We start from the raw sequence: 26312 nt of genomic DNA, 5'->3' as shown, positions 1-26312 counted from the left end.
CTCAGTTGATGCAGCTCTCGTCCGCCGCCGTGCGGGGCGCCTCGGCGCTGGGCTCACCGGCCGGCTCGGGCGGCGTGGTCGGCTCACCGATGCCGTTGAAGTCGCTGCCCAGGACCAGCTGCACGGTGCCGCTGCCGACGTCCTCGCTGACCTCGGTGAGGGCGCCGGGGACCTGCGCGGCGAGCGTGGCGGCCAGCGCCTCGTCGCCGGCAGCGTGCCGGATGACGGTCTGCTCGTAGTCGCTGCTGTCGGCGTTGCCGGTGGCGGTCACCGTGAACCCGGCGGCCTCGAGGTCCGCGGTCGCCTCGGCGGCGATCCCCGAGGTGCCCGAGCCGTTGTAGACCTCCACCGACACCTCCGAGGGCGCCACCGGAGCCGGGGGCTCGGGCGCGGGTGCCGGGGCCTCCGGCTCGGCGGAGAGGGTGGCGAAGAAGTCGGCCAGGGTGTCCTCGTCGGCGAGGCGCACGATCGACCGGCCGTCCTCGTCGCGGGCCGCGGCGTCGGCGATGGGCACGGTCTGGAACTCGATGCTCCCGGCGGTCACCGACTGCATCTGCTGCGCGAGGTCGAGGAGGTCGAGGTCCTCGTCGACGGTGAGCGACTCCGACGCCGCCTCGATCAGGTCCCGCTGCGTGCCGAGGTCGAGCAGCACGTCCTGCGACAGGACCTTGCGCAGCACGCCGCCGATGAACACCTGCTGGCGGACGATGCGGTCGAGGTCGCCGCGGGGGAGGGCCGCGCTGCCGTCCGGCCGGACGCCCTGCCGCTGGCGGACGAAGGCCAGCGCCTCGGCGCCGCTGATCGTCTGCTCGCCGGCCGGGAAGAACGCGCCGGAGAACTCGCGGTCGTCGACGGCGTGGCAGAGGTTGACCTCGACGCCGCCGACGACGCTGGTGAGCTCGAAGAAGCCGAGCAGGTCGACCTCGGCGTAGTGGTCGATCCGCAGGCCGCTGAGCTGGCTGATCGTGCGGATGAGCAGCTGCGCGCCCGCGGCCTGCTTCTCCTCGTCAGGGGCGGAGTCGTCGACCTCCTCGTAGCCGCGCGCGTAGGCGGCGTTGAGCTTGTCCATCCCGTGGCCGGGGATCTCCACGTAGGAGTCGCGCGGGAAGGAGACGAACGAGGCGCGCGACCCGTCGGCCGGGACGTGCACCAGGATCATCGTGTCGGTGTTGATGCCGGAGTCCACGCCGGCGCTGAGCTCGGCGAGCTGCTCGGGGGTGAGCGCGGCGCGGCTGTCGTTGCCGACCAGCAGCAGGTTCATCGCCTCCGGCGCGCCGCCGGTGTCGGCGTTGCCGTCGGTGGGGATGGCATCGGTGCGGTTGACCGTGGCCTCGGCCACCCGGCCCAGGTACCAGCCCCAGCCGCTGCCGGCCAGCACGACGAGCGACACGAGCACGGCCACGGCGCGGCCGAGGACGACGGCCGGGGCGGTGCGACGGCGCGGCGTCCCGACCCGGCGGCTCCCGTGCGGGCCGGTGGCCTCGGCGGGACCGGAGCCGCGGGCGTGGGGGGAACGGCCGGCGCGGGGGTCGAGCCGCGCCGGGAGCGGCCGGGCCGGGGGGTCGCCGTGCTGGTCGCGGTCGCGGCTCACAAGATCGAGGTTAGGGGCGTCCGGCGTCGGGTGGTGGTTCCGGCACCGTCGTGCTCGGTGGTGCCGGGCGAGACCCTCCCAGGGCCCCCGGGGGAGGCCCTGGGAGAGGAGGCCCTGGGAGGGGACGCCTACTGGGTCGCCTGCTCCTGGCGACGCGGCAGCACCCAGCCCGGCCGCACGTAGTGGCAGGTGTACCCGTACGGGAACTTCTGCAGGTAGTCCTGGTGCTCCTCCTCGGCCTCCCAGAACGGGCCGGCCGCGGTCACCTCGGTGACGACCTTGCCGGGCCACAGCCCCGACGCGTCGACGTCGGCGATCGTGTCCTCGGCGACGCGCTTCTGCTCGTCGCTCGTGTAGAAGACCGCCGAGCGGTAGCTCCGGCCGACGTCGTTGCCCTGACGGTCGACCGTCGTCGGGTCGTGGATCTGGAAGAAGAACTCCAGCAGCTCGCGGAACGAGATCACGTCGGGGTCGAAGACGACCTCGACCGCTTCCGCGTGGTCGCCGTGGTTGCGGTAGGTGGCGTTCGGCGTGTCACCGCCCGAGTAACCGACCCGGGTCGACACCACCCCCGGGCGCTTGCGCAGCAGGTCCTGCGCACCCCAGAAGCAACCGCCGGCCAGGATCGCCGTCTCAGTGGTCATCGTCTGCCCTTCCTTGTTCGGGACGCTGGCAGAACGCCACGGCGCCTGCCGGGATTCCGCCCTGCGTCATGGCAGGGACGATCCCGGGGGCGTCGAGGCGCGCCGGATCCTGCCGCGCTGACCTGCACGGATGTCGGTGGGGCGGGTGGGGCTCGAACCCACGACCCAGGGATTATGAGGTATCTCAGGGCCCTCCGCTGACCTGCATGATTATCGGTGATTTGCTCTCTGACCTGCGGTTTCATGGTTGGCGGCCGCTGGTCATCGATGGTCCGAAACGGCCCTTTTGTGGGCACGGTGTGGGCACGGTGTGGGCGCGGCGGGTACACATACCGGGCGCGGGTATCCTGCATCGCCCATCCCGGCAGAAGCCGATTGGGTCACTCCCCGGCGGTGTGCTGGACACGTTCTCGGCTGCGGTGATGTCCGCGCTGCGCGCTGGCCAGAGGCCTCCCGCGGAATGGCTCCAGGCCGAGGCGTCGGCGACCCTCAGAAGCGAGGTGCGGGCGTGTGGCGTTCCGGATCTGTCGCAGGCCGCGCATAGGGTCGCTGCGTGTAGCCCCGCCGGGACCGTCCGTGGATCCGGCCGTACCTCCGTCGGCTACCTGGGAGGGCGAGCAGTTTGATGTCGGTCGTGCAGGTATCGGGGCAGTCAGCCCTCCGTCCGCCCACTCGGGCGCTCCTACGGGCTGAGGCCGCCCCCACGCCGACGGTTGGGTCCACCCTGCAGATGAAGGGGGTGACGTGGTAGTGGCTCTCAAGAAGTCAGACCTGTACAGCTCGCTGTGGCGGAGTTGCGATGAGCTGCGCGGCGGCATGGACGCCGGCCAGTACAAGGACTACATCCTCACGTTGCTTTTCGTGAAGTACGTGACGGACAAGGCCAAGACCGACCGCAACAGTCTGATCGACGTCCCGGCCGGCGGCTCCTTCGACGACATGGTCGCGCTCAAGGGCGACAAGGAAATCGGCGACAAGATCAATAAGATCATCGGCAAGCTAGCCGAAGCCAACGGCCTCGAGAAGGTCATCGACCTGGCCGACTTCAACGACGAGGAGAAGCTCGGCAAGGGCAAGGAGATGCAGGACCGGCTCTCCAAGCTCGTCACGATCTTCGCCGACCTCGACTTCCGTGGCTCGCGCGCCGAAGGCGACGACCTCCTGGGTGACGCCTACGAGTACCTGATGCGGCACTTCGCCACCGAGTCGGGCAAGAGCAAGGGGCAGTTCTATACGCCGGCCGAGGTCTCCCGCATCCTCGCCAAGGTCATCGGCATCGGGCCGAACACGCGACAGGACGACACCGTCTACGACCCCACGTGCGGCTCGGGCTCGCTCCTACTCAAGGTGGCCGACGAGGCACCGCGCGGCATCTCCATCTACGGCCAGGAAAAGGACAACGCCACCTGGGCGCTGTCTCGGATGAACATGATCCTGCACGGCAATGAGGACGCGGAAATCCGCAAGGGCGACACGATCACCAACCCGCAGTTCACGGCTGGTGGGCAGCTCCGCACGTTCGACTTCGCCGTCGCCAACCCGCCGTTCTCCATCAAGTCCTGGAGCAACGGTCTGGAGAACGCCTACGGCCGCTTCGAGTTCGGCAGGCCCCCGGAGAAGAACGGCGACTACGCCTTCCTGCTGCACATCCTCAAGTCGCTCAAGAGCACCGGCAAGGCGGCGGTCATCCTGCCGCACGGTGTCCTGTTCCGCGGCAACGCCGAGGCGACCATCCGCAAGGAGCTGCTCCGACGCGGCTACATCAAGGGCGTCATCGGCCTGCCCGCCAACCTCTTCTACGGCACGGGCATCCCGGCCTGCATCGTCGTGCTGGATAAGGAGAACGCCCAGGCGCGGACCGGCGTCTTCATGATCGACGCCTCCAAGGGCTTCATGAAGGATGGCCCCAAGAACCGCCTCCGCAGCCAGGACATCCACAAGATCGTCGATGTCTTCACGCGTCAGCTTGAGATCGACCGCTACTCGCGGATCGTGCCCCTCGCGGAGATCGCGGACCCGAAGAACGACTACAACCTCAACATCCCGCGCTACATCGACTCTAGCGAACCCGAGGATCTGCAGGACCTCAACGCGCACCTGCACGGGGGCATCCCGAACTGCGACCTCGACGCACTCGCCGGCTACTGGGATGCGTTCCCCTCACTCCGAGCCAGGCTGTTCAAGGACAACCGTCCCGGCTACAGCGACCTAGCCATCAGGGTGGAGCAAGTCCAGCAGGCGATCCTGGACTCCGAGGAGTTCAAGAAGTTCGCCAGCGAGGCCGGCACCATCGTCGACGACTGGTTCGCCGCTCACCGGCCGATCCTGCAGGCCATCGACGGCACGACCGTGCCCAAGGAACTCATCGCCAGCCTTGGTGACGACCTGCTCGCCCGCTTCAACAACGTGCCGCTGCTCGACGAGTACGACGTCTACGAACAGCTGATGACCTACTGGCATGACGTCATGCACGACGACGTCTTCCTCGTGATGAACGACGGCTGGCTGGATGCGGCCAAGCCGCGCAAGACCATCGAGGATAAGGAGCGCAAGCTCTCGGAGACCCCCGACCTCGTCGTTGGCTCCGGTCGCGGTGCCACCAAGTACAAGATGGACCTCATTCCGCCGGCGCTTGTCGTTGCTCGGTTCCTTGCCGACGAGCAGGCCGAGGTCGACAGGCTGACCCTGGCGGCCGAGGAGGCATCTCGGGCGGTCGAGGAGTTCGTTGAAGAGCACGCCGTCGAGGACGGTCGGCTGGCGGACGCCATGGACGACGAGAAGGTCAGCAGGGCGCTTGTCGTGGCCCGCTTGAAGGTGGCCAAGCGCGAGGGCGCGGAAGCCGAAGAGATCGAGGCGCTGGAGCGCCTGCTTTCTCTCTACGACAGCGAGGCGACCGCCAAGAAGGCAGCCAAGGACGCGCAGGCAGCACTCGACCTCGCCGCCTTGAAAAAGTACGGCGAGCTGACGACGCCGGAAGTCAAGCAACTGGTGCTCGACGACAAGTGGCATGCCACCATCGCCACCCGCGTCGCCAGCGAGGCCACGGCGCTCACGCTCGCCCTCGTCCAGCGGATCCGGCAACTCGGTCAGCGGTACGCGGAGACCGCGAGCGCGCTCGACGCTGAGCTAAGGCGCCTCGACGAGAAGGTTGCTGAGCACTTGGCGGCCATGGGAGTCAGGTCATGACCCGCCCAGTATGGGAACAAGTGGGCCTGGGGGATGCGGTCGAGTTTCTTGATTCCCGACGACGACCAGTCAAGGTTGGCGATCGAGCAAAGATGCGCGGCTCAGTCCCCTATTACGGAGCATCTGGAATCGTTGATCACGTCAACAGATATCTCTTCGATGAGGACTTGATCCTGCTTGGTGAGGACGGGGAGAATATCCTTAGTAGGGTGGTCCCGTTAGCGTTCAAGATCTCCGGGAAGTCCTGGGTAAACAATCACGCCCATGTCCTTCGACCTCGTCGGGGCTTCGATATTGATTTTCTAGCGGAATATCTAGAGAGCCTCGACTATGCAGACCTAAACACCGGCACGGCTCAACCGAAGTTGAATAAGCGGTCATGCCTCAGGATCGGCGTCGCCAAGCCGCCCCTTAGAGAGCAGCGTCAGATTGCGAAGGCACTCGGCGACGTCGATGAGTTGATCGCGCTGCTCGAACGACTGATTGACAAGAAGCAGGCGATAAAGCAGGGCATGATGCAGCAGCTGTTGACTGGCCGCGCACGCTTGCCTACCTTCAATGGCCGGTGGCAATTCTCTCGTCTCGGGGACGTGCTCACTGTGCGTCACGGGAGAAACCAGCGGGCCGTCGAGGTGCCTTCTGGGAGATATCCAATCCTTGCCACCGGCGGGCAGATTGGATGGACGAATACTCCACTCTACAGCAAGCCTTCGGTGCTCATTGGGCGGAAAGGGACGATTGATCGACCTCAATTCCAAGATCGCCCATTCTGGACTGTCGACACGCTGTTCTACACTGACATTTCGCCGACCGCTGACCCGCGATTCCTCTACTACATATTCCTGACGGTCGACTGGCGATCTATGAACGAGGCATCCGGAGTGCCCAGCCTGAGCTCGACTCGCATCGAGGGTGTTGAGGTGAAACTTCCCGGAATCGCTGAGCAGATCGCTATTCGCGACGTGCTCGATGATGTGGACCGAGAGATCGCGCTGCTGCATGAGCGACTCAGGAAGGCCCGTGACCTGAAGACTGGCATGATGCAGCAGCTGCTCACCGGTCGCACACGGTTGCCCGTGGAGGCCGTGTCATGACCAACGTCGGTCAGCTTGAGCGCCTGGCTCAGGACCGCGTCGTTCAGCTGTTCGCGGAGCGGCTGGGCTACGAGTACCTCGGCAATTGGGAGTACCGCGACGGCAACTCGAACGTGGAGGTCGGGCTGCTGTCGCAGAGCCTGCGTGCTCGCGCGTACGACGACAACCTGATCAACAAGACGATCGACAAGCTGAGGAGCGACGCCTCACTCGGTGGCGGACGTGGCCTCTATGAAGCCAACCGCGACGTCTACGGCCTGCTCCGCTACGGGGTGAAGGTCAAGCCGGGTATCGGCGAGCAGACCGAGACGGTCTGGCTCATCGACTGGGCTCGCCCCGAGGCCAACCACTTCGCGCTCGCCGAAGAAGTCACCGTGCTGGGCCAGCACACCAAGCGTCCCGACGTGGTGCTCTACGTCAACGGCATCGCGCTGGTGACCCTGGAGTTGAAGCGCTCAAAGGTGGCCGTCTCCGAGGGCATCCGGCAGACGATCGGCAACCAGTCCCGCGACTTCATCCGGTCGTTCTTCACCACGGTGCAGTTGGTCATGGCCGGCAACGACGTCGAAGGCCTTCGCTACGGCGTCATCGACACCCCGGAGAAGTACTGGCTGGACTGGAAAGAGCCCTCGGACATCGCCGACCCGCTCGACCGCGGGGTGACCCAGCTGTGCTCCAAGCAGCGCCTGCTCGAGCTGATCCACGACTTCATGGTGTTCGACGCCGGGGTGAAGAAGACGGCGCGGCACAACCAGTACTTCGGGGTGAAGGCCGCCCAGGCGCGCATCGCCAAGCGCGAAGGCGGCATCATTTGGCACACCCAGGGTTCGGGCAAGTCGCTGACGATGGTCTGGCTGGCCAAGTGGATCCGGGAGCATCAGAAGGACCCGCGTGTCCTGCTGATCACCGACCGCACCGAGCTGGACGAGCAGATCGAGCAGGTCTTCGGCGGGGTGGACGAGGCCATCTACCGCACCAAGAGCGGCGGGGACCTGCTGGCCACCCTGAACGCATCCGAGGAGTGGCTGATGTGCTCGCTGGTGCACAAGTTCCGCGGCTCGGACGACGACTCGGTCCGGGACGCCGCCGATGGCGAATTCATTCGTGAGCTTAACGCCAGCGTCCCGAGCGACTTCAAGACCAAGGGCAACCTGTTCGTCTTCGTCGACGAGGCGCACCGTACCCAGTCGGGCAAGATGCACGCCGCCATGAAGCAGCTGCTGCCCGAGGCGATGTTCATCGGCTTCACCGGAACGCCGCTGCTCAAGGCGGACAAGGCCACCAGCATCGAGACGTTCGGCAGCTTCATCCACACCTACAAGTTCGACGAGGCCGTCGAGGACGGCGTCGTGCTCGACCTGCGCTACGAGGCCCGCAACATCGACCAGGACCTCACCAGCCCGGAGAAGGTCGACAAATGGTTCGAGGCCAAGACCAAAGGCATGACCGACCTGTCGCGGGCCGAGCTGAAGAAGCGCTGGGGCACGCTGCAGAAGGTCGTCTCGTCCGAACCTCGGGCCCGGCAGATCGTCGACGACATCCTGCTCGACATGGAGATCAAGCCGCGCCTGTCTGACGGGCGTGGTAACGCCATGCTGGTCGGCCAGAGCATCTACCAGGCCTGCAAGTTCTACGAGCTGTTCCGCCAGGCCGGCTTCAAGGGCAAGTGCGCCATCATCACCAGCTACGCGCCGCAGGCGGGCGACATCTCCAAGGAGGACGCCGGCGCCGGGGCCACGGAGAAGCTGCGCCAGTACGACATCTACCGGCAGATGCTCGCCGACTACTTCGACGAGCCCGCCGACGTCGCGATGACCAAGGTTGAAGAGTTCGAGCGCCAGGTCAAAGAGAAGTTCGTCAAGCAGCCGGGCCAGATGCGGCTGCTCATCGTGGTCGACAAGCTTCTGACCGGGTTCGATGCCCCGAGCGCCACCTACCTCTACATCGACAAGCCGATGCGCGACCACGGCCTGTTCCAAGCCATCTGCCGGGTCAACCGGCTGGACGGCGAGGACAAGGACTACGGCTACATCGTCGACTACCGCGACCTGTTCAACTCGCTGGAGTCGGCCATCACCGACTACACCAGCGGCGCGCTTGACGGCTACGAGAAGCAGGACATCGAGGGGCTGCTATCCGACCGGATCGAGAAGGCGCGCGCCGACCTCGACGAGGCACTGGAGGCCATCCGCGCCCTGTGTGAGCCGGTCGCACCGCCGAAGAACACGCTGCAGTACCAGCAGTACTTCTGCGCACTGGAGCAGGGCAATGCCGAGCAGCTCAAGGCCAACGAGCCGAAGCGGGTGGAGCTCTACAAGGCGGTCGCGGCGGTGACCCGCGCCTACGGCAACCTAGCCAACGAGATGGACGCCGCCGGCTACAGCGACGCCGAGGCCGCGTCCATCAAGGCCGAGATCGGTCACTACGCCAACGTGCGTGACGAGGTGAAGCTCGGTGCCGGTGAGGACGTCGACTTCAAGCAGTACGAGGCCGGCATGCGGCACCTGCTCGACACCTACATCAGCGCCAAACCGTCCGAGGTCCTGTCCAACTTCAAGGACACCGGGCTCATCCAACTTATCGTCGAGCTGGGCGCCGGGGCGGTCGACAAGCTCCCCGAGGGGATCAAGAAGGATCCCGAGGCCGTCGCCGAGACGATCACCAACAACATGCGCAAGGTGATCATCGACGAGCACGCGATGAATCCGAAGTACTACGACAAGATGTCGGAGCTGCTCGACGCCATCCTCGAGGAGCGCCGCCGTGGGGCGCTGGACTACAAGGACTACCTGGCCAAGCTGCTGGAGCACGCCACCAAGCTGGGCAAGGGGGAGTCGGACACCGAGTACCCCGAGTGGGCCGACAACGGCGCCCGCAAGGCCCTGATCGACTTCTTCTACCCGCAGATCGAGATCGCCGTCGAGATCGATACGACGATCCGACACACCAAGCCCGACTCATGGGTCGGCAGCCCCATCAAGGAGAAGAAGGTCCGCCGCGCCCTTGCCCGGGCGCTGCCAGCTGACTTCGACCGCTTCGATGAGTTGTTTGAACTGGTGAAGGCACGCCATGAGTACCGCTAGTGCCTACCTCACTGTCCGCGGCATCGATGTCGACGTCATCTACAAGGACATCAAGAACCTGCACATCGGCGTCTACCCGCCACTCGGCCGCGTGCGCGTGGCCGCGCCCCTCAAGCTCGACGACGACCGCGTTCGACTGGCCGTCGTCCAGCGACTTCCCTGGATCAAGAAGCAACGCGAGCAACTGCGCTCCGCCGAGCGCCAGTCCGAGCGCGAGATGGTCAGCGGGGAGTCCCACTACGTCTGGGGCGTCCGCCACCGCCTCAAGGTCATCGAGCGCCCCGGCCGCGCCCATGTCGAGCTCGACGGAGAGCGACTGCTGCTCTATGTGCCCGAAGGGAGCAGTGCGGACAGCCGGCGCGAGGTCCTTCAGCGCTGGCGGCGCGAGCAGCTTCGCCGACGCATTCCCGGCGTCATCGCCCAGTGGGAGGAGACGATCGGCCGGCAGGTGCCCCGCTGGAGCATCCGCCGCATGAAGACTAAGTGGGGCTCGTGCAACCGCGAAACCGGCCACATCTGGTTGAACCTCGAACTCGCCAAGAAGCACCCCGACTGCCTCGAATACATCGTCGTCCACGAGGTGACGCATCTTCTGGAGCGCAACCACGGGGAGCGGTTCACCAAGCTTATGGACCGGCACCTGCCCGACTGGCGGGCGAGGCGCGATCAGCTCAACGACGCTCCGCTTGCCGAGGAGACGTGGACATGACTGACGCTGAGGGTGAGATCGAGGATTCCTTCCAAGGAAACCTGATCAAGGTTCTTGAGGTTCTCGAGGGGGGATTGGCCTTCTTTGGCCGCTTGTCAAACGGCGGAACGGCGCGTTTCTCGCTCAGAGAACCGGTCTCCCTGGAGCGGGGCGACGTTGTCCTTGTCGGCGAGAACGGTTGGGCGCTAGCGCCCGATGCGATCTGCGGAGTACACCTCTATGGCCGAGGAGCAGCCCGAACTATTCGGCGCCGCACGGACGGCGCTCCAGGACGCTCAGCCGGTCAACAAGATCTTGCAGCGCTTGCTGGCGGGCCTCATCCCGATCCGGGCGAGGGCCGTCGACCTCTCGGTTATCGAAGTCGATGGCATCGAATACGTCGTCCGCAATGACGCAATCTCAGACCTGCACGTTCACCGGCGGCCGCTGGAGGTCGTCGGCGTTACTGAGCATATCGGTTACTGGAAAGACATCCGCCGCGTCCTCTTCTCCTCGGCGAGGGTCACCATGCTCTGTCGGGTGGCGCGCGACCGGCTGCACGCCACGTGGACGCCCGTGAAATTGGCGGATCTCTTCCGTGACGTTGTCCCCACCCTCGTCGATCAGATCAACGAAGCTAGTCGTACGGGCTTGGGTGGCATGAAAGTCTTGGCGCCTCAGGGGAATGAGCAGGATCCGCTGGAAGATGCACTCAATCTGTACAAGCAAAAGCTAGCCCGAAAGGCAGAGTTGAGCCTGGGGGTAGCCGAGGAGGCGGAGGTCGCCCTTTCGGTGAGGGCAGCCGAGATCGACCCCACATCGCTGTCTGGCCAGCGCCGTGCCTTTACTGCTGTCCGGGCTGTGGTCGAGGGAAGGGCGGGCAAGCCCATTCTTGACCCCGATGAGGATCTCGTTGCGAGACGGGAGGCTCGGTCTGCAGTTGGCCTTCCGCTCTTCCCGGGCCTTGAGCGGGCCCCTGCCAATCACAACAGGAACCCTGACCCTGGCGAACGCCGTGATGACCGTCTCCTGGACGTCGAAGTAGTCGCCATCTTCTGGTGACGCTGCCGCCCGCGTCCCCAGCAACCGCGATTCGAGTCAGAGCCCCGCATGGTCCTGGTCGGGTGCTGCTTGCGCCTTCGCTCCTTGACTCCCTCTGTCGCGCGGAGCTGACGACCCCGCGGGTCTGATCGCAGCTGGGGCACTGCTGCACGTTGGCCGTCCACTGCCCGTGCGACTTGTGTTGCTAGACGTCGATGACGTGGTCGGTCCGCGACTGCCGGCCTCATCGAAGTCGTGACCTAAGGGCGGAAAGAGCCGCACTGTCGGACCTCATGGGGCGTCGCTCGGCTGGGATGGACCTGCCGCGGACAGGCTGGAGACCCGCTCCCCACCAGCCTCAGGGTGCCTGCTGCCTTGGCCGCGGCAAGGGCGCTGCGCGTCGCTTCGCGATGGGCCTTCGGCCCACCCTTGCCTCGACGCGGCGGCAGCAGGCATTGGCTGGCTATGGGGAGCGGAGCGGAGGTCACTACGGGGCCAGCCTGTGAGTCCAATCATCAACGTCTCTTAACGTGTCCGAGCAATCCGAGATTCGACGCCCCGCAGAATCCGCTGGCCCGCCGAGCCTGCGGTGCGTGAAGATCCACCCAAAGAGCGGCACGCATGCTACCAATAGAGGTAGCTCGGTGCCCGCGTCGCGGGGCCCATCGTCGTTTCCTGGGGCGACCTGTTGGTCATTGTTGGGTGGCGTGGAAATTGCATGGCGGAATGAAGGTCTACGCCGGTCCGCCAGCGGCTGCCCGGGCGTACCTGGAGGCCGATCGGGGACGGGCGGATGACTATTATCTGGCCGAGGGCACCGGCCTGGCCCGCCGCTTCACGGCCATCGCCGGACGGGTGAAGGAGCGAGCGCCGCTGACCGGTGACACCTACGAGAGCTGGGTGGCCGGCCAAGACCCGGACACCGGGCAGGCGCGGGGCCGGTTGCGTACCGACGAGCGTGCAGTGCGGTTCGTAGAGGTGGTGGTCAACGGCCCGAAGTCCTGGTCCCTGGCCGCCGCGGTGCACCCGGACGTCGCCTCCGCCTACGACGCCGCCCAGGACCGCGCCGCGGTCGAGATCATCCGGTGGCTCTCCGGGCACGCCACCACCCGGATCGGCCCGCGCGGCGGGCAGGTGCAGGTGCCGCTCGAAGTGCTGGAGGCGGTGACGGTGCGGCACTACACCTCCCGCGCCCGAGATCCGCACCGGCATCTGCACCTGCAACTTAACGCCCGGGTGTTCGCCGCCGACCAATGGCGCGGGCTGCACACCGTCGGCGTCCGCGACTTCCTCGCCGCGATCAACGGCATTGGGCACGCCGCGGTCGCCTGCGACCCGCAATTCCGCGCCGCCCTGGCCACCCACGGCTACACCCTGGATGCGACTGGAGAAATACTGGAGCTCGCCGAGTACATCGGTCCGTTCAGCGCCCGGGCGGCGCAGATCGGGCGCAATCTGGCTCGCTACGAACGCGACTGGACCGCGGCGCACCCCGGCGAATCCCCGGGGCCGGCGCTGCGGCGAGCCTGGGATGCCCGCGCATGGGCTGACGGCCGCCCGGACAAGGTCACCCCCCGCTCGGGGGCGGACCTGACCGTGCGGTGGCGGGCCGAGCTGGCCGCCCTTGGATACCTCGCCCCCGACCGACCGGTCGAGCTGCGGCCCACCCCGATCGGCGCGCTGGACCGCGACCGGGCCGCCGGCCAGATGCTCACCCGGTTGGCCGCCGACCGCTCGGCCTGGAACGCCGCCGACCTGCGCGGCGAGGCCGAACGGCTGATCGCCGCTACGGGCGTCGTCGCCGACGCCGCGGTCCGTAGCGAGTTGGCCGAGGACCTCACCGCGCGGGCTCTGGCCCGCTGCCTTCCGCTGCTGGCGCGCGACGGGGTGCCCGAGCACGTCCGGGCCTGGACCTCTCCGGCGGTGCTGGAGGTCGAGGCCGACCTGGTCGCCCGCCTCGCCGCCCGCGGCGGCCACCAGGGTGCAGATACCGACCTGCGGCCGGACCGGGTGGCCGGCCGGGAGCGGCTGGATGCCGGTCAGGCCGCGACCGCGGCCGCGCTCACCGGGAACCGACTTCTCGTCGTGATGGAGGGCGCGGCCGGCGCGGGCAAGACCACCACCCTGGCCGCGGCCCGACGACGACTGGAGGAGCGGGGACGGCGGCTGGTGGTTGTCACCCCCACCCTGAAGGCGGCCAGGGTCGCCTCCGCCGAGGTCGGCGCCAGCGCCGGCTCGGCGGCCTGGCTGGCCTTCCAGCACGGCTGGCGCTGGACCGACGACGGCGCCTGGACCCGGTTGACCCCCGGTGAGGCCGACCCGGCGACCGGCCGGCTCTATGCCGGACCCGGGGAGAACGCGCGGCTACGGCCGGGGGACGTCCTGGTCGTCGACGAGGCCGGGATGCTCGACCAGGACACCGCGCGAGCCCTACTGGTCGTCGCCGACGAGCACGACGTCCGGGTGGTGCTGCTCGGTGACCGTCACCAGCTCGCCGCCGTCGGCCGCGGCGGGGTACTGGACCTCGCCGTGCGCCGGGTCGACCCGGCCGCGCACATGACCCTCGACCGGGTGCACCGCTTCACCCGCACCCTCCAGGCCGGGCAGACGGTGCCCGACACCGAGTACGCCGACCTGACCCTGGCCATGCGCGACGGATCGGATCCCGGCCGGGTGTTCGACGCGCTGGCCGTCCGCGGCCAGGTCCGCCTGCACGCCGACGAAGCCGCGCTGCGGGAGGCGCTGGCCGCCCTGGCCGCCGAGCACCATTGCCGGGGCGAGCAGACAGCGATCGTGGTGGACACCCGCGAGCAGGCCGGAGAACTGGGTGCCGCGATCCGGGAGAGGCGAGTCGCCGACGGGCTCGTCGTTGACGTCCGGGTCGCGGTCACTGGGGCGGGGCAGCGGATCGGCGCCGGGGACCGGATCGCCACCCGCCGCAACGACCGAGCCCTGGGCGTGGCCAACCGGGATGTATGGACCGTCACCGCCGTCGGTTCCTCCGGGGCGCTGGCCGTCGTCCCGGCCGACGTCACCCCGACCGGCGCGGTCCCGGCCGGTGTCGCTCCAGTCGGTGTCACCCCGGCGGGAGCGGAGGAGCGGCTGCTGCCCGCTGGCTACGTCACCGCCCACGTGGAGCTGGCCTACGCCAGCACCGCGCACGGGGTGCAGGGCGACACCGTCACCTCGGCGCACGTGGTGCTCGGCGAGCACACCGGCGCCGCGTCGGCCTACGTCGGCATGACCCGCGGCCGCACCGGGAACACCGCGCACCTGGTGGCCACCGACCTGCCCGAGGCGCGGCAGCAGTGGATAGCGGTGTTCGGCCGCGACCGGGCCGACCTGGGCCCCGGCCACGCCGCGCAGCTCGCCGCCGCCGAAGCCGCCCGCTACGCCCAGCCCCGCCCGCTCGACCAGGTGCTCGCCGAGCTGCGCGAGGCGTGGACGGTCGAGCAGCGCTGCCTGGATCGGCTGGGCAGCCTTCAGCCGCAGCACGACACGCTGCGCGCTGTCGTCGCCCGTCGGGCCGCTCAGAAGCTCACGCAGGTCGGTGTGCTCGGCCGCACTCTGGGCGCTGCCGAGCGGCTGGTCGATGTCGACCGGGGCATCGCGGCCGCTGGCGACGAGCTGGCCGGCGCGCGGGAACGCATCGCCCGGCTGTTGGCCGACCCGGCCCTGCTCGACCAGCCCGCCGATCGGCTCCTCGCAGAACGCAACGCGTGGCGCGCCCGGGACGCCGATCGCTCCCCGTTCCCGGCAGCCCCGCGACCGGCCGCCGTGCACCCCGGCGTACCGCGGCCGGAGTCCGAGCGCCGCGGCCCCTCTCTCGCCCGGGGCGGCGCGTCCCCCGGCCTCGGGCGATGAGCCGCGCCTCAGAGAGCTGCAGGCCAACCGGAGAGTTTCGGCAGGATCTTGCGGTCGGCTGTCACCAATGAGGCTTCGTTTGGCGCCTTCTACAGGTGACGGGGGCCAGCCCATCCGACCACGACCGGAGCCGACCATGACCGACCATCTCGCCGGCCGCGAACCCGAGCTGCTCACCATCACCGAAGCGGCGGACCTCCTCCGTGCGCCGGTCGCCACCCTGCGGTACTGGCGCCACCTGGGCACCGGCCCCCGCAGCTTCCGCCTCGGCCGCCGCGTCCTGTACCGCGCCGACGACCTCCACGCCTGGATCGCGCAACAGCACGCCCAGCCCCTCGACCGTCGATGAGCGGGCGTCGTCCACAGGCGTGCCGGCCTCCACGGAAGCCCGAGACGGCGTTGACCCGGGGCGCCGCCATGGGCACGGTCATCTGATGGCCGGCAGCATCACCGTGGACGTGCTCAGCGACGGCAGCAAGCGGTACCGGTCGCGGTACCGGGATGCTCGTGGGCGGCAGCACGAGAAGCGATTCATGCGCAAGGTCGACGCCCAACGATGGCTCGACGAGCAGACGTCGGCGATCGTCACGCAGACCTGGACGGCGCCGGAGCGTGGCCGGGTCACCGTCGATGTCTGGGCGGAGCAGTGGCTCGCAGCGCAGACCGGGCTGAAGCCCAGCACGCTCTACCGCTACCGGTCGCTGCTGCGCGTCCAGATCCTGCCGCGCTGGGGTCGGCACCGGCTGGCCGACGTCACCCATGCCGAGGTCGCCGCGTGGGTGGCCCAGCTGGTCGCCGGCGGTCTCGCGCCGGCGACGGTGCGGCAGGCGCACCGCGTCCTCGCACTCGTCCTGACCCTCGCCGTCCGCGACGGGCGCATCCCGCGCAACCCGGCATCCGGCGTGCCGCTGCCCAGGGCCCGGCGCGCCGATCCCCGGTTCCTCACCCGCACGGAGGTGGAGCGGCTGGCGGACGCGGCGGGGGAGTACGGCGACGTCGTCCGCCTGCTGGCGTACACCGGCCTCCGGTTCGGCGAGATGGCCGCCTTAGGGTCCGCCGGGTCGATTTCCTCCGCAAGCGGCTCACCGTCGCCGAGAGCGCCACGGAGGTCGGCGGCACCGTCGAGTACGGAGCGCCCAAGACGCACCAGCAGCGCACCGTACCGATCCCGAGCATCCTCGTCGAGCCCCTGTCCCGCCGCTGTCAGGGCAGGGGCGCGGACGACCTCGTCCTGACTTCGCCGGGCGGCGCGGTGCTGCGCTCAGGCAACTTCCGGCGGCGGTTCTTCGACCCGGCGGCCATGGCCGCCGGGCTCGAGGACCTCAGCCCGCACGACCTCCGGCACACCGCCGCGAGCCTGCTGGTGGCCAGCGGCGCGAACGTCAAGGCGGTCCAGCGGATGCTTGGTCACGCCTCCGCAGCGATGACCCTCGACGTCTACTCCGGGCTCTTCGACGACGACCTCGGCGCCCTCGCTGACCGCATGGATCTCGCCCACGAGGCGTCCGTAACAAGACGTAACGGTGGGCGTGCAGGAGCAGGTCTGCGTCCTATAGAAAGCGGTGCCACAGCAGGCGTGGTTGGTCGCTCAAATCCGCCCGCTGGACGGGCTCGGCTCACGAAGTAGCCTACTCCCGCACGGCCCTGAGGAACTGGTCAGCCATCGCCGCCGGGTTCGCGGTGAGGTCGACGGTGGCGAACCGGATCCGGTGCCCTTGGATCACCACCTCCTCGTCGAGGTCGCCGTCGACGATGGGGTGGAGCATCAGTCCCTCCGACTTCGCCCCGGCCTCGTAGGCGTCCTGGGACATCAGGTAGGCGTAGATCTGGTAGACGTAGTTGCTCGACAGAGCCTTCTTGCCGAACTGATTCGGCTTGGTCACCGACGTGAATTTGGTGTCGATGACAATCTGTCTTGGTCCCGCTCCTGACGGGTCAGGGTGACGTAGCCGGATGTCGAGTAACATCCCAGGCAGGATGGCTGCGATCCCCGGGGACGCACGCGTGATGTCCCAATAGAGCCGCTTACCGTGTTGCACATCCCAGCCCTGGGGCGCCATTCGGTGACGGTAAAAGCCGTATGCCGCATGCTCAAACAGGTCGCGGAGATAGTGGTCGCCGAGGAAGGGGAGGGGCAGCATCTTGGTGCCGGCGTCGGTCGTCGGGATCGTCAGGGTGAGCAGGAGCTCCGCCGCCGCAATCATCCTGCGGTCACGGGCGAGCAGTCGCTCTCGCTGCATTGCTGACGCTGCGCCGAGCGGCGGACAGGGACCGCCCACCCCGGCGGCTCCCATCTGGAGGGCTAGGGACCGGTAACGCGGCTGCTGCGGTACTAGCGCGGCCGCCTTCTCGAGCGCTGCCTTCGCGAGACGATTGGCCGGCGTGTCGGTGACGACCTCATCGAAGGTGCAGCTGATCTGACCTCGGCTGAGCAGTTGACGGCGCTCGGTCGCTAGCACGTTGATACGTCCCCGGACTCGCGTGACCGCCCGCGTCGTCCGACTAAAACCGACCGAGAGTCCAGTGTGGAGCCGCACCGTTACGTCGTCGGCCAGGATCCTCGCGACTAGGTCCGGGAGCGTTTCTGGATCGTCCTCAGCGGCGGCGAGGCCGGCGCCATCACTGCGGTAGAGCGATGACGCATAGAGCTGAAGCAACCAAACATTGCGGATGGGGATCTGGAGTGTCACGACCCCAGCAACTTCTGGCACGCGGCCTCAGCCAGCTCCGGCCGGTCGAACCAGTACTCCTCGAGCAGCGGGCGGACGTCGGTGTCGACTACGCGGCGCCACCACGCGTCCGTGGTCAGTCCGGTCTCGAGGGCGACTGTGGGTGTGAAGTAGCTGTGACCAACGCAGTACTGACGTCCGAGGGCGCTGTCCTTCGTGATTGCATCGTTCAACACCCCAAGCTGCTCGCTGTACTTCTCGAGTAGCTCGCGGTCGTAGCCGAGTCCGCTGACGTGTTCCACCCAGTCCTCGCCGAACAACGGTTTGAGCTCGATGAAGGCGAACCTGCGCCGCAGGGCCATGTCCACGATGGCCAGGGAGCGGTCAGCGACGTTCATGGTCCCGATGAGATAGAGGTTCTTCGGGACGAAGAAGGCCTCCTCGTCGGGGCGAGGGTAGGCGAGGCTCATTGCTTGCTCAGGAGCGCGCTTGTCAGCCTCGATGAGCGTCAGCAGTTCCCCGAACACCTGGGCGGGATTACCCCGGTTGACCTCCTCGATCACGAGGACGTGGAGGTGCTCGGGGTCGGCCCTCGCCTTCGTGCACATGTCCAAGAACGGACCGTCAGACAGTACGAGCCCGGAGTTGCTGGAGGGGCGCCATCCCCGCACGAAGTCCTCGTAGGTGAGCGACGGGTGGAACTGAAGAACGTGCACCCGCTTGCTACCCCGCTCGTTGCACAATGCCCACGCCAGTCGGCGTCCCAGCCAGGTTTTGCCAGTGCCTGGTGGCCCTTGGAGAATGATGTTTTTACGGCTACGGAGTCGCTCGAGCATCGGCTCTAGCTCGGCTGCGGGGATAAAGCAACCGTCGTCGCGGATTGAGTTGATGTCGTACGTCTCGCCGGGCACTCCGACGACTGCGTCGGTGGTGAGCGGCAATGGATCGTCTGCCAGCGTGTCCGGATCCAGTTCCGCCGTGACGAAAGTCAGGGCGTTATACGCAGCCTGCGAAAGCTCGGGGATGGAGTTATACGGCGAGTCAACGTCGGCCAGCCAGGCCGCGACCGCCTCGGTATTGGCGAGGAACTGCTCTCCGTCGATGGTGGCGTTGAGTGACAGTTTGGCGGCGAGCTCCGGAAACTCCTTCTTGAAGAACGCAGTGTTGGTGGAGTCGTACGCGGCGAAGGTCTGCGGTCTGATCCAGTAGATGCCCATCGTGAGCTTGCGGGTACCGCCATGGGCACACGCATCGAACGCCGCGACCAGCCGCTCGCGCGTCCCCTCGTTCGCCTCCGCTGCGTAGTTGACTGCGGCGCGGGCCAGCTCCCACAACGATGCGACGGCGCGATCTCCACGCTCGATCTCCCAAGGGATGAACCAGGAGTTGAGGTTGTTGAGCACTGGCACACCAGCGAAGGAGCGCGGGTACGGAGGAGCGACGTCAAGCGCCTGGCCGTACGCCTCCGCGATCAGCGCACGCGCCTCCTGCTTGATGCCCCGGTTGAAGGAGCCGAGGACGGTGAAGGGGTCGACGTCTCGGAGTGGCCCGCGGGTGCCGTCGGTAAGGCGATCGGACCGGAGGTACTTGAAGAGCTGGGGGCGCCCGGATGCGCTGGCCACTGCCCACATCTTGGCTAGCAGCGCACCGTGGTCGTCATGGTAGGTCAGTAGAGCGTCGGCGAGGCGGGGGTAGAAGTCGGTCCACGAGAAGTCGGGACTGCCGCCTGGCTGGGGAGTCGTCAGCAGATGCTCGAGTTCGTCCTCAGCGGTCTTGACGGTGAAAAGCGTGGTGGCAGCGCTGATCTCTTCCTGCGCCGCCTCGGAGAGTTCGCTGCGCGGGACGCCTGTGCGTACCCACGTCACCGTGCGCCAATGTTTGTGAACCGCGCTCTCGGGGTGGAATTCATAGGGACCTGACACCCGGCCGATGTCCAAAGTGTTGGTGGCGCGGTCCGGGCAGACGACCACGTCGCCGATCTCCATGGTGTGCACGAAGCGGTACAAAGTGCCAGCTTGGCTGGGGATCTTCTCCTCGCTGATCTCCGGCATCTTCGTGACCAGTGCTGCCTTGAACGCGTCCCGGGTTGGCGCGATCGTCGATAGGTCCCCAACCTTGTCCCAACCAATGCGCACTGCCTTGTCCACCCGAGGGTCAATCGCTGGCTGGTTGTTGTGGATCCCCCATGTCGCCATGCTCGGATGCTATCCGCCGACTGAGAGCAGGCCTACAGCGTCGACTGCTGGCAGCGAGGCGGCGTCAAGGGCCACCAAGCTCAGCCCGGCACGGTGGACTGGCCGGTTCCACGGCCGCGGGTCGGCACCGATCCGCCTTCCCGCTGGGTCCATCGTTCTGACGAAGGTGCCAGCCCCTGTGCAGCGATGTTCACGGGCCGAAAGGTGCCGCTGGAAGGATGTTCACCTCTGAAGCAGATCGCAGCCGATGTCGAGATCAGCGAGTCGTGTCCGACGAACTGGATGAAGGCCGCCGACGCCGGAGACGGAGTCAGGCCCAGGACGACCGCTGGGGAGAACGCGGACCTGCGGAGGCCCGCAAACGGATTCGGCTACTCGAGCAGGAGAACGAAGTCCTGCGCAGGCTGCGGCGTACCCGTCCCAGGCCAATCTGCCGGGAAAGGACCTACCCGCTCGTCCGTGAGTCGCGGTCGACGGGATCCTCGTCGCGGTGACGTGCCGGGTTCTCAAGATCGTCCGCCAGCCCTACTACCGGTGGCGGTTGCTGAGAGCGCAACGGAGGTCGGTGGCACCGTCGAGTACGGAGCGCCCAATACGCACCAGCAGCGCACCGTGCCGATCCCGAGCATCCTTGTCGAGCCCCTGTCCCGCCGCTGTCAGGGCAAGGGCCCAGACGACCTCGTCCTGACTTCCCCGGGTGGCGCGGTGCTGCGCTGGGCAACTTCCCGCGGCGGTTCTTCGAGCCGGCGGCCATGGCCGCAACGCTGGAGGACCTCAGCCCGCACGACCTCCGGCATGCCGGCGCGAGCCTGCTGGTGGCCAGCGGCGTGAAGGTCAAGGCGGTCCAGCGGATGCTCGGTCACGCCTCCGCGGCGATGACCCTCGACGTGTACTCCGGGCTCTTCGACGACGACCTCGGCGCCTTCACTGATCGCATGAACGCGGCCCACCAGGCGTCAGTCACGAGACGTCACGGTGGGTAGTGTGGGCACCGTGTGGGCACGGGACCGAGTCGTCAAGATCAACAATCAAGCACCGGCCTCTGACCAGCACTTATATCGGTGGGGCGGGTGGGGCTCGAACCCACGACCCAGGGATTATGAGTCCCGTGCTCTGACCGGCTGAGCTACCGCCCCGGACGGTGCCAGCCTGCCAGACGACGTCCTGCAGGGAGTGGCGTCCCGGGGCGGTGGCGCCGTCCCCTGGACGACTCCGGCTCAGTCGGGCCCGGGACGCTCCCCCCAGAGGTCGCGCAGGTGCACCGCGGCGAAGGCCGCCGCCATCCGGTCGCTGCCCTCGTCGGGTGTGAGCAGCCCCCGTGCGACGGCGTCCTGCAGCACCTGGACCGTGGCCGCCCGGTCGCCGTCGGACGCCCGCATCGGAGGCGCCGGCTGGGGCGCCCCGGATCCGTCCGTGTTTCCCCTCCTCCTGCACGGGTAGGGCGCGCCAGGATGCACGCGGTAACTGTCAGCCATCTGTGAGTGGGGTCACGGGGGCGACGAGCCGAGGGGGTGACTCTGGCTGAGCGTGCGGCATCCCACACGCGCTGTGAGACACGCAGGTCACGGGCCCGGTCGTGCAAGCAGGCGCGCCAAGTAGTTGACCGTTTCGTTACCTGACCTGCGTTCGGCGTAGTACGTTCGCCGACGGTCCTGCCGGGCCCTACGCGCCTCGATCCCCGAGGACACCGGCCGGACCCCGCCTGACCGCCGGCCACCGCGCCGGGACCCGGGACCTCTCCGAGGCCCCTGTTCGGTCGCGCCCGCGTACGGCACACGTGGGTGAGCCGCGCGTCCACTCCGGACGTGGCGGTGACCCGGGAAGCGGACCCGAGGAACGGAGATCCGCCGTCTTGGCGTCCCTGCACCACCGGACCAGCCCGCGTTCCGCCCGCCGCATCCGTCGTGCCGTGGTCGCCACCGGCGCCGCTCTGGGCCTCCTGCTCACCGCGTCCGCCCCGGCCCTCGCCGACCCGGACGACGACGTCGCGGCCGCCGAGGCCACCGAGCAGGCTCTCGTCGCCGAGGTCGAGCGGGTGAGGTCCCAGGTCGCCGCCGCCGAGGAGCAGCTGCAGCGGATGACCGTCGAGGCCGAGGCCGCCGCGGACGCCGCGCTGGTCGCCCAGGCCGAGCTGGCCGCCGCCCAGCAGCAGGCCGAGCTCGCCGCCGCCGAGCTGCAGGCCGCCCGGGACGCCGTCGCGCAGGCGGAGGACGAGGTCGTCGAGCTCGGCCGCGAGGCCTACATGGGCAGCGGGGGCGAGCTCGCCGGGACCGCCTCGGTGCTGCTGGACAGCCAGGGTCCGCGCGAGGTCCTCGAGCGCGCCGCCACCCTCGACCTGCTGGGCGACCAGCGCGCCGAGACGCTGGAGGAGTACGAGCTGCTCGAGGCGCAGGAGGCCGCGGCCGACGCCGCCGCCCGTGCCGCCGTCGAGGAGCGCGACGCCGCCGCCCGTGCCGCCGCCGAGACCCAGGCCGCCGCCGACGCCCGCCTGGCGCAGGCGCAGGCCGACTACGACGCCGTTGCCGCGGAGAAGGCCCGCCTCGACGAGCAGCTGCGCGCCGCCGAGGTCGAGCTGCTGCGCCTGCGTGGCATCGCCGACGCCGAGGCCGCCTACGCCGCGCAGCAGGCCGCGCAGCAGCAGGCGGCGGTCAACGTGCAGTCCTCCGCCGGCGGGGGCATCGCGCCGACCACCGGCCGGGTCACCTCCTGCTACGGCCCGCGCTGGGGCACCATGCACCAGGGCGTGGACATCGCCGCCCCGATCGGCACGCCCGTGTACGCCCCCGACGGCGGCGTGGTCCTGCAGGCCGGCCCCGCCAGCGGCTTCGGCCAGGCCGTGTACGTCCAGCACAGCGACGGCCGGATCACCCTCTACGGGCACGTCGACACCTTCACCGTGTCGGCGGGCGAGGTGGTCGGCGCCGGTCAGCAGATCGCCACGGTGGGCAACAAGGGCCAGTCGACCGGCCCGCACCTGCACTTCGAGGTGCACGAGGGCGGCCTGTACGCCAGCCGGGTCAACCCGGTGCCGTGGCTGGAGGCGCACGGCGTCTCGCTCGGCGGCGCCTGCTAGCGGCCTCAGCCGCGGCGGCCGCGCAGCCGGCCCAGCAGGTCACCGGCGCCCCCGACGGTGCGGGCGGCCAGCGCCAGGATCGGCCCGCCCGGGATCCCGGGCACGGACTCGACGATCGGCGCCAGCCGCACCAGCTCGGGCAGGTCGCGCACCCGCAGCCGCCGCCGCACCAGCGCGGCGGCCGGGTTCACCCGCCCCGACGCGGCGTCCAGGAGCAGGTCGGCGGGCGCCTCGACGACCGCGCCGGGCGGGCGCTCCCCGTCCACCCGCCGCACCGTCCAGGCCGGCGGGTCCGCGGCGAAGGTCCACCCGCCGTCGGGCGTGAACAGGGTCGCGCCGCCGGAGATGCCCGCCGCGGCGGCCAGCGCCCCGGTGACCTCCGCGAGCGCGGCCAGCCCCGCCTGCAGCACCGGCGGAGACGGCGGGGGAGCGCCCAGCGGCACCAGGTCCAGGCCGTGGACGGCGAGCTCGTAGGCCTGCCCCAGCACCACCGACAGCAGCGGCAGCCGGCCCACCGTGGAGACCGTCGGCGCGGTGTCCAGCTCGGCCGGCGCGTCGGCGAGGTAGCGCACCGTCGCCTCGCGGTTGCGGCGCAGCGCCGCCAGGACCTCCTCGCGGGGCGCGTCCCGGTGGGCGGCGGTCACCCGGGCGTTCGTGGCGTCGACGTCCGGAGGGGTCCCGGTGCCGCCGGCGCGCGCGGAGGCCTGCAGGTCCTCCAGCGCGGCGTGGTCGGGCCAGGCGCCCAGGTGGACGCACACCTCGTGCGCGCGCCAGCCGGACAGCCGGGTGGGCCGGTCGAGGTCGACCGCGGCCGCCTGCTCGAGGAAGGCGTCCCAGGCGCCGAGCACCAGCGGTCCGACCACGTCGCGTCCGGCGGCGGCCAGGCCGCGCGGCCGGCCGGCTGCGTCCCTCGCTCCCATGACCGGGCCCTACCCAGCGGGCGGCGGGGCACCCGGACGGGGGAGCCGCGCGGGCCCGGGGTGCAGGGCGGGGCGGGTCCTGCCGTACCCCAGGGGGTGAGCACGGCGGTGACGGGGAGCGTGGCGCGCGGGGGAGCCCTGCGTGCGCTGCTGCGCCGCGCGCCCCGCTGGCTGGGCGCGGGGCTGTACCGGCCGCTGGCCGACGCCGAGGACCGCGCCCGCTTCTGGGTCCGCCACGTGCAGACCGGGGTGCTGCTGAGCGAGGTGGCGGGCCTGGCCTCGCTGGCCTACACGCTGCTGACGCCGACGGCCGGCCACCGGCACCCGGTGCTGCTGGTCCTGGCCTCGTCCGTGGTCCTCGGGGTGCCGCTGCTGCTCCTGCTGCCCCTGCGCTCGATGGTCTACGACCTGCGCGGGGGCCTGTTCTTCTACACCTGGAGCGCCGCCGTCACCGCCGTCGTCACCGTGGCGGCCCGGATCGACGGCGGCGCGGAGAGCCCGCTCTGGGTCCTCTACTTCCTCAACCTGGTCTTCATGGCGGTGGCCTACCCGCCCGCCGGCGTGCTGCTCACCGGCATCGCCACGACCACCTGCTACGCGCTGGTGGTCGCCGGTCCGCTGGACTCCCACTCGATGTTCGTGGCCACCGTCCTGGTCACCGTGACGCTCATCTGCGCCTTCACCTCGGCCAACCAGTGGGCCACTCAGGACCGGATGGTGCTGCTGCTGCGCACCCAGCAGGCGCTGGCCACCACCGACCCGCTCACCGGTGTCCCCAACCGCCGGGTCTTCCTCGAGCGCGTCGCGGGCGCCGTCGGCCGCGCCGGCCGCGGCGAGCGCGCCGTGGTCTGCATCGTCGACCTCGACGGGTTCAAGGCGGTCAACGACCGGGACGGCCACGCCGCCGGGGACACCGTCCTGCGCCGGGCCGCCGCCGCGCTGGGCGCCGCGGTCCGCGAGACCGACACCGTGGCCCGCCTCGGCGGCGACGAGTTCGCCGTCCTCGCCGGCTCCCCGGCGCCCGCCGACGACGCGGCGTTGGCCGGGCGCCTGCGGGACGCCGTCGCCGAGGCCGGTGCCGGCTGCGGGGTGACCGCCAGCGTGGGCTGCGCCCTGGTGCGCCCGGACGACGACGTCGCGGACGTGCTGCACCGGGCGGACGCGGCCATGTACCGGGCCAAGGCGGCCGGCGGGGACCGGGTACACGATCTCGTACGGTGACCGTTCCACCCGCGTGGCGGTGACCGAGTGTGACCGGCGGCCCCGGCAGGGGGTTGCGAGACACGTTCGGCCGCGACCGCGCGTGACCGGGTGCCCGGTGTACCGTCAGGGCCGCCCAGGGGTGCCTGGGCACGGGCGAGGCGTCCGTGGTATGGCGCTGACCAGCACTTCCGTGGCGGCAGGGGTGCGCGGGACCACATCCGCACCAGCCGCCGCATCCGCACTGGCGCGACCGGTGCCTCATCGTGCACACTGTCGGTGCGTCCCTGGTCCACCGGAGCTGACCACAGCCTGTCACCGAATCGATCGTCCGTTGGGGAAGACGAGACCGATCGAGTCGATGGAGGTGCCTCGTGCAGCGACGGTCTACCCAGGGTGTCGTCTTCGTGCACTCCTGCCCGAAGGCGCTCTGCCAGCACGTCGAGTGGGCGCTCGAGCGCGTCATCGGCGCGCCGGTCTCCCTGTCGTGGGCCGACCAGCCCGCGGCACACGGTGCCTTCCGTGCCGAGGTGGCCTGGACCGGTGCGCCCGGTACCGGCGCCAAGCTGGTCGCCGCGCTGCGCGCGTGGCCGATGCTGCGCTTCGAGGTGACCGAGGAGGCCAGCCACGGCAACGACGGCGAGCGCATGTCCTACGTGCCCGGCCACGGGGTCTTCCGCGCCCCCACGAGCGCCAACGGCGACATCGTGGTGACCGAGCAGCAGCTGCGCACGCTGGCGGCGACCGCCACGTCGGCCGAGGCGTTCCGCCACGGGGTCGACCAGCTCCTCGGTGCGGCCTGGGACGCCGACCTGGAGGTCTACCGGTACGCCGGTGACGGCAGCCAGACGACCTGGCTGCACCAGGTGGTCTGAGGCCGGCGCCGGGCTCCTCCGTCACGATTGAGGCACGACGACGTGAGGCTCCCCGCCCCGGCGTCGTAGGCTCCAGGCCAGGTCGTCCGGACGCCGTCGGGGAAGCGGCGTCCGGACGGCCTCCCGAGAGGCGCGGCGCCCCCCCCCGGCGGGGGGGGGTCTGCTCCTCCACCACCGCGCGGGTGTGTG

17 protein-coding genes, 1 tRNA gene and 1 pseudogene are annotated in these 26312 nt (G+C 69.3%); 12 read left to right on the top strand and 7 right to left on the bottom strand.

All coding sequences use genetic code 11. The features are described 5' to 3' along the window. Position 1: 1 nt before the first annotated feature. Positions 2 to 1591 carry an LCP family protein gene (locus ACI78U_RS17785; RefSeq protein WP_456876717.1) on the bottom strand — a complete coding sequence of 530 codons (1590 nt, stop codon included), beginning with the start codon at positions 1589 to 1591 and terminating at the stop codon, positions 2 to 4. Positions 1592 to 1719: 128 nt separating this feature from the next. Then, positions 1720 to 2235 carry a peptide-methionine (S)-S-oxide reductase MsrA gene (msrA, locus tag ACI78U_RS17780; protein WP_456876716.1) on the bottom strand — a complete coding sequence of 172 codons (516 nt, stop codon included), beginning with the start codon at positions 2233 to 2235 and terminating at the stop codon, positions 1720 to 1722. 750 nt (positions 2236 to 2985) lie between these two features. Between msrA and ACI78U_RS17775 the strand changes: the two genes are divergently transcribed. The 8 genes and pseudogenes from ACI78U_RS17775 to ACI78U_RS17740 all read left to right on the top strand — a co-directional run bounded on the left by ACI78U_RS17775 (position 2986) and on the right by ACI78U_RS17740 (position 16818). Continuing rightward, a complete protein-coding gene (locus tag ACI78U_RS17775) occupies positions 2986 to 5421 on the top strand; it encodes a type I restriction-modification system subunit M (protein ID WP_456876715.1) in 2436 nt (811 codons plus the stop codon). Continuing rightward, on the top strand, positions 5418 to 6515 hold the full coding sequence (locus tag ACI78U_RS17770; RefSeq protein ID WP_456876714.1) for a restriction endonuclease subunit S: 1098 nt from the start codon (positions 5418 to 5420) through the stop codon (positions 6513 to 6515). Before ACI78U_RS17775 ends, ACI78U_RS17770 begins: the two co-directional genes overlap by 4 nt. Beyond that, positions 6512 to 9598, top strand: coding sequence for a type I restriction endonuclease subunit R (locus ACI78U_RS17765; protein WP_456876713.1), 3087 nt, complete (start codon positions 6512 to 6514; stop codon positions 9596 to 9598). The genes ACI78U_RS17770 and ACI78U_RS17765 overlap by 4 nt, the downstream gene beginning before the upstream one ends. Next, on the top strand, positions 9585 to 10307 hold the full coding sequence (locus ACI78U_RS17760) for a M48 family metallopeptidase (RefSeq protein ID WP_456876712.1): 723 nt from the start codon (positions 9585 to 9587) through the stop codon (positions 10305 to 10307). Before ACI78U_RS17765 ends, ACI78U_RS17760 begins: the two co-directional genes overlap by 14 nt. A 219-nt stretch (positions 10308 to 10526) precedes the next feature. Then, positions 10527 to 11348 (top strand): DUF6414 family protein, encoded by an 822-nt coding sequence (locus ACI78U_RS17755; RefSeq protein ID WP_456876711.1) that lies wholly within the window; start codon positions 10527 to 10529, stop codon positions 11346 to 11348. Between the two features lie 705 nt (positions 11349 to 12053). Next, positions 12054 to 15191: a MobF family relaxase gene (gene mobF, locus ACI78U_RS17750; RefSeq protein ID WP_456876710.1), complete on the top strand. Its 3138-nt coding sequence runs from the start codon at positions 12054 to 12056 to the stop codon at positions 15189 to 15191. Positions 15192 to 15327: 136 nt separating this feature from the next. Continuing rightward, the gene (locus ACI78U_RS17745) at positions 15328 to 15540 is read left to right on the top strand and encodes a helix-turn-helix transcriptional regulator (protein WP_456876709.1); all 213 of its coding nucleotides are present in this window, start codon (positions 15328 to 15330) and stop codon (positions 15538 to 15540) included. An 85-nt stretch (positions 15541 to 15625) separates the two neighbouring features. After that, positions 15626 to 16818, top strand: a pseudogene (locus ACI78U_RS17740) (tyrosine-type recombinase/integrase). Position 16819: 1 nt separating this feature from the next. On the opposite strand, the gene ACI78U_RS17735 reads toward ACI78U_RS17740, so the two are convergent. Both ACI78U_RS17735 and ACI78U_RS17730 read right to left on the bottom strand, forming a co-directional pair. Next, entirely contained in the window at positions 16820 to 17881 is a 1062-nt protein-coding gene (locus ACI78U_RS17735; RefSeq protein WP_456876708.1) for a 5-methylcytosine restriction system specificity protein McrC, read from the bottom strand. After that, positions 17878 to 20055, bottom strand: coding sequence for an AAA family ATPase (locus ACI78U_RS17730; RefSeq protein ID WP_456876707.1), 2178 nt, complete (start codon positions 20053 to 20055; stop codon positions 17878 to 17880). The genes ACI78U_RS17735 and ACI78U_RS17730 overlap by 4 nt, the downstream gene beginning before the upstream one ends. 752 nt (positions 20056 to 20807) lie before the next feature. Between ACI78U_RS17730 and ACI78U_RS17725 the strand changes: the two genes are divergently transcribed. Further along, complete coding sequence (locus ACI78U_RS17725) at positions 20808 to 21038, top strand: tyrosine-type recombinase/integrase (RefSeq protein ID WP_456876706.1); 231 nt, start codon at positions 20808 to 20810, stop codon at positions 21036 to 21038. A gap of 79 nt (positions 21039 to 21117) precedes the next feature. Here the strand turns inward: ACI78U_RS17725 and ACI78U_RS17720 are convergent. Together ACI78U_RS17720 and ACI78U_RS17715 are read right to left on the bottom strand one after the other, a co-directional pair. Further along, positions 21118 to 21191, bottom strand: a tRNA-Ile gene (locus ACI78U_RS17720). 81 nt (positions 21192 to 21272) lie between these two features. After that, positions 21273 to 21434 (bottom strand): DUF1707 SHOCT-like domain-containing protein, encoded by a 162-nt coding sequence (locus tag ACI78U_RS17715; RefSeq protein WP_456876705.1) that lies wholly within the window; start codon positions 21432 to 21434, stop codon positions 21273 to 21275. Between the two features lie 530 nt (positions 21435 to 21964). Between ACI78U_RS17715 and ACI78U_RS17710 the strand changes: the two genes are divergently transcribed. Beyond that, on the top strand, positions 21965 to 23128 hold the full coding sequence (locus ACI78U_RS17710; protein WP_456876704.1) for a M23 family metallopeptidase: 1164 nt from the start codon (positions 21965 to 21967) through the stop codon (positions 23126 to 23128). Between the two features lie 5 nt (positions 23129 to 23133). On the opposite strand, the gene ACI78U_RS17705 is transcribed toward ACI78U_RS17710, so the two are convergent. Continuing rightward, complete coding sequence (locus ACI78U_RS17705) at positions 23134 to 24048, bottom strand: maleylpyruvate isomerase N-terminal domain-containing protein (protein ID WP_456876703.1); 915 nt, start codon at positions 24046 to 24048, stop codon at positions 23134 to 23136. Between the two features lie 108 nt (positions 24049 to 24156). Between ACI78U_RS17705 and ACI78U_RS17700 the strand changes: the two genes are divergently transcribed. Both ACI78U_RS17700 and ACI78U_RS17695 read left to right on the top strand, forming a co-directional pair. Then, on the top strand, positions 24157 to 25269 hold the full coding sequence (locus ACI78U_RS17700; protein WP_456876702.1) for a GGDEF domain-containing protein: 1113 nt from the start codon (positions 24157 to 24159) through the stop codon (positions 25267 to 25269). 353 nt (positions 25270 to 25622) lie between these two features. Then, positions 25623 to 26123 (top strand): DUF3145 domain-containing protein, encoded by a 501-nt coding sequence (locus ACI78U_RS17695; protein ID WP_456876701.1) that lies wholly within the window; start codon positions 25623 to 25625, stop codon positions 26121 to 26123. Positions 26124 to 26312: the final 189 nt, after the last annotated feature.

The organism is Geodermatophilus sp. SYSU D00710, from assembly GCF_054050195.1.
Note: the sequence above shows the minus strand (reverse complement) of the source record. Positions and strands in the feature narration are given on the sequence as shown.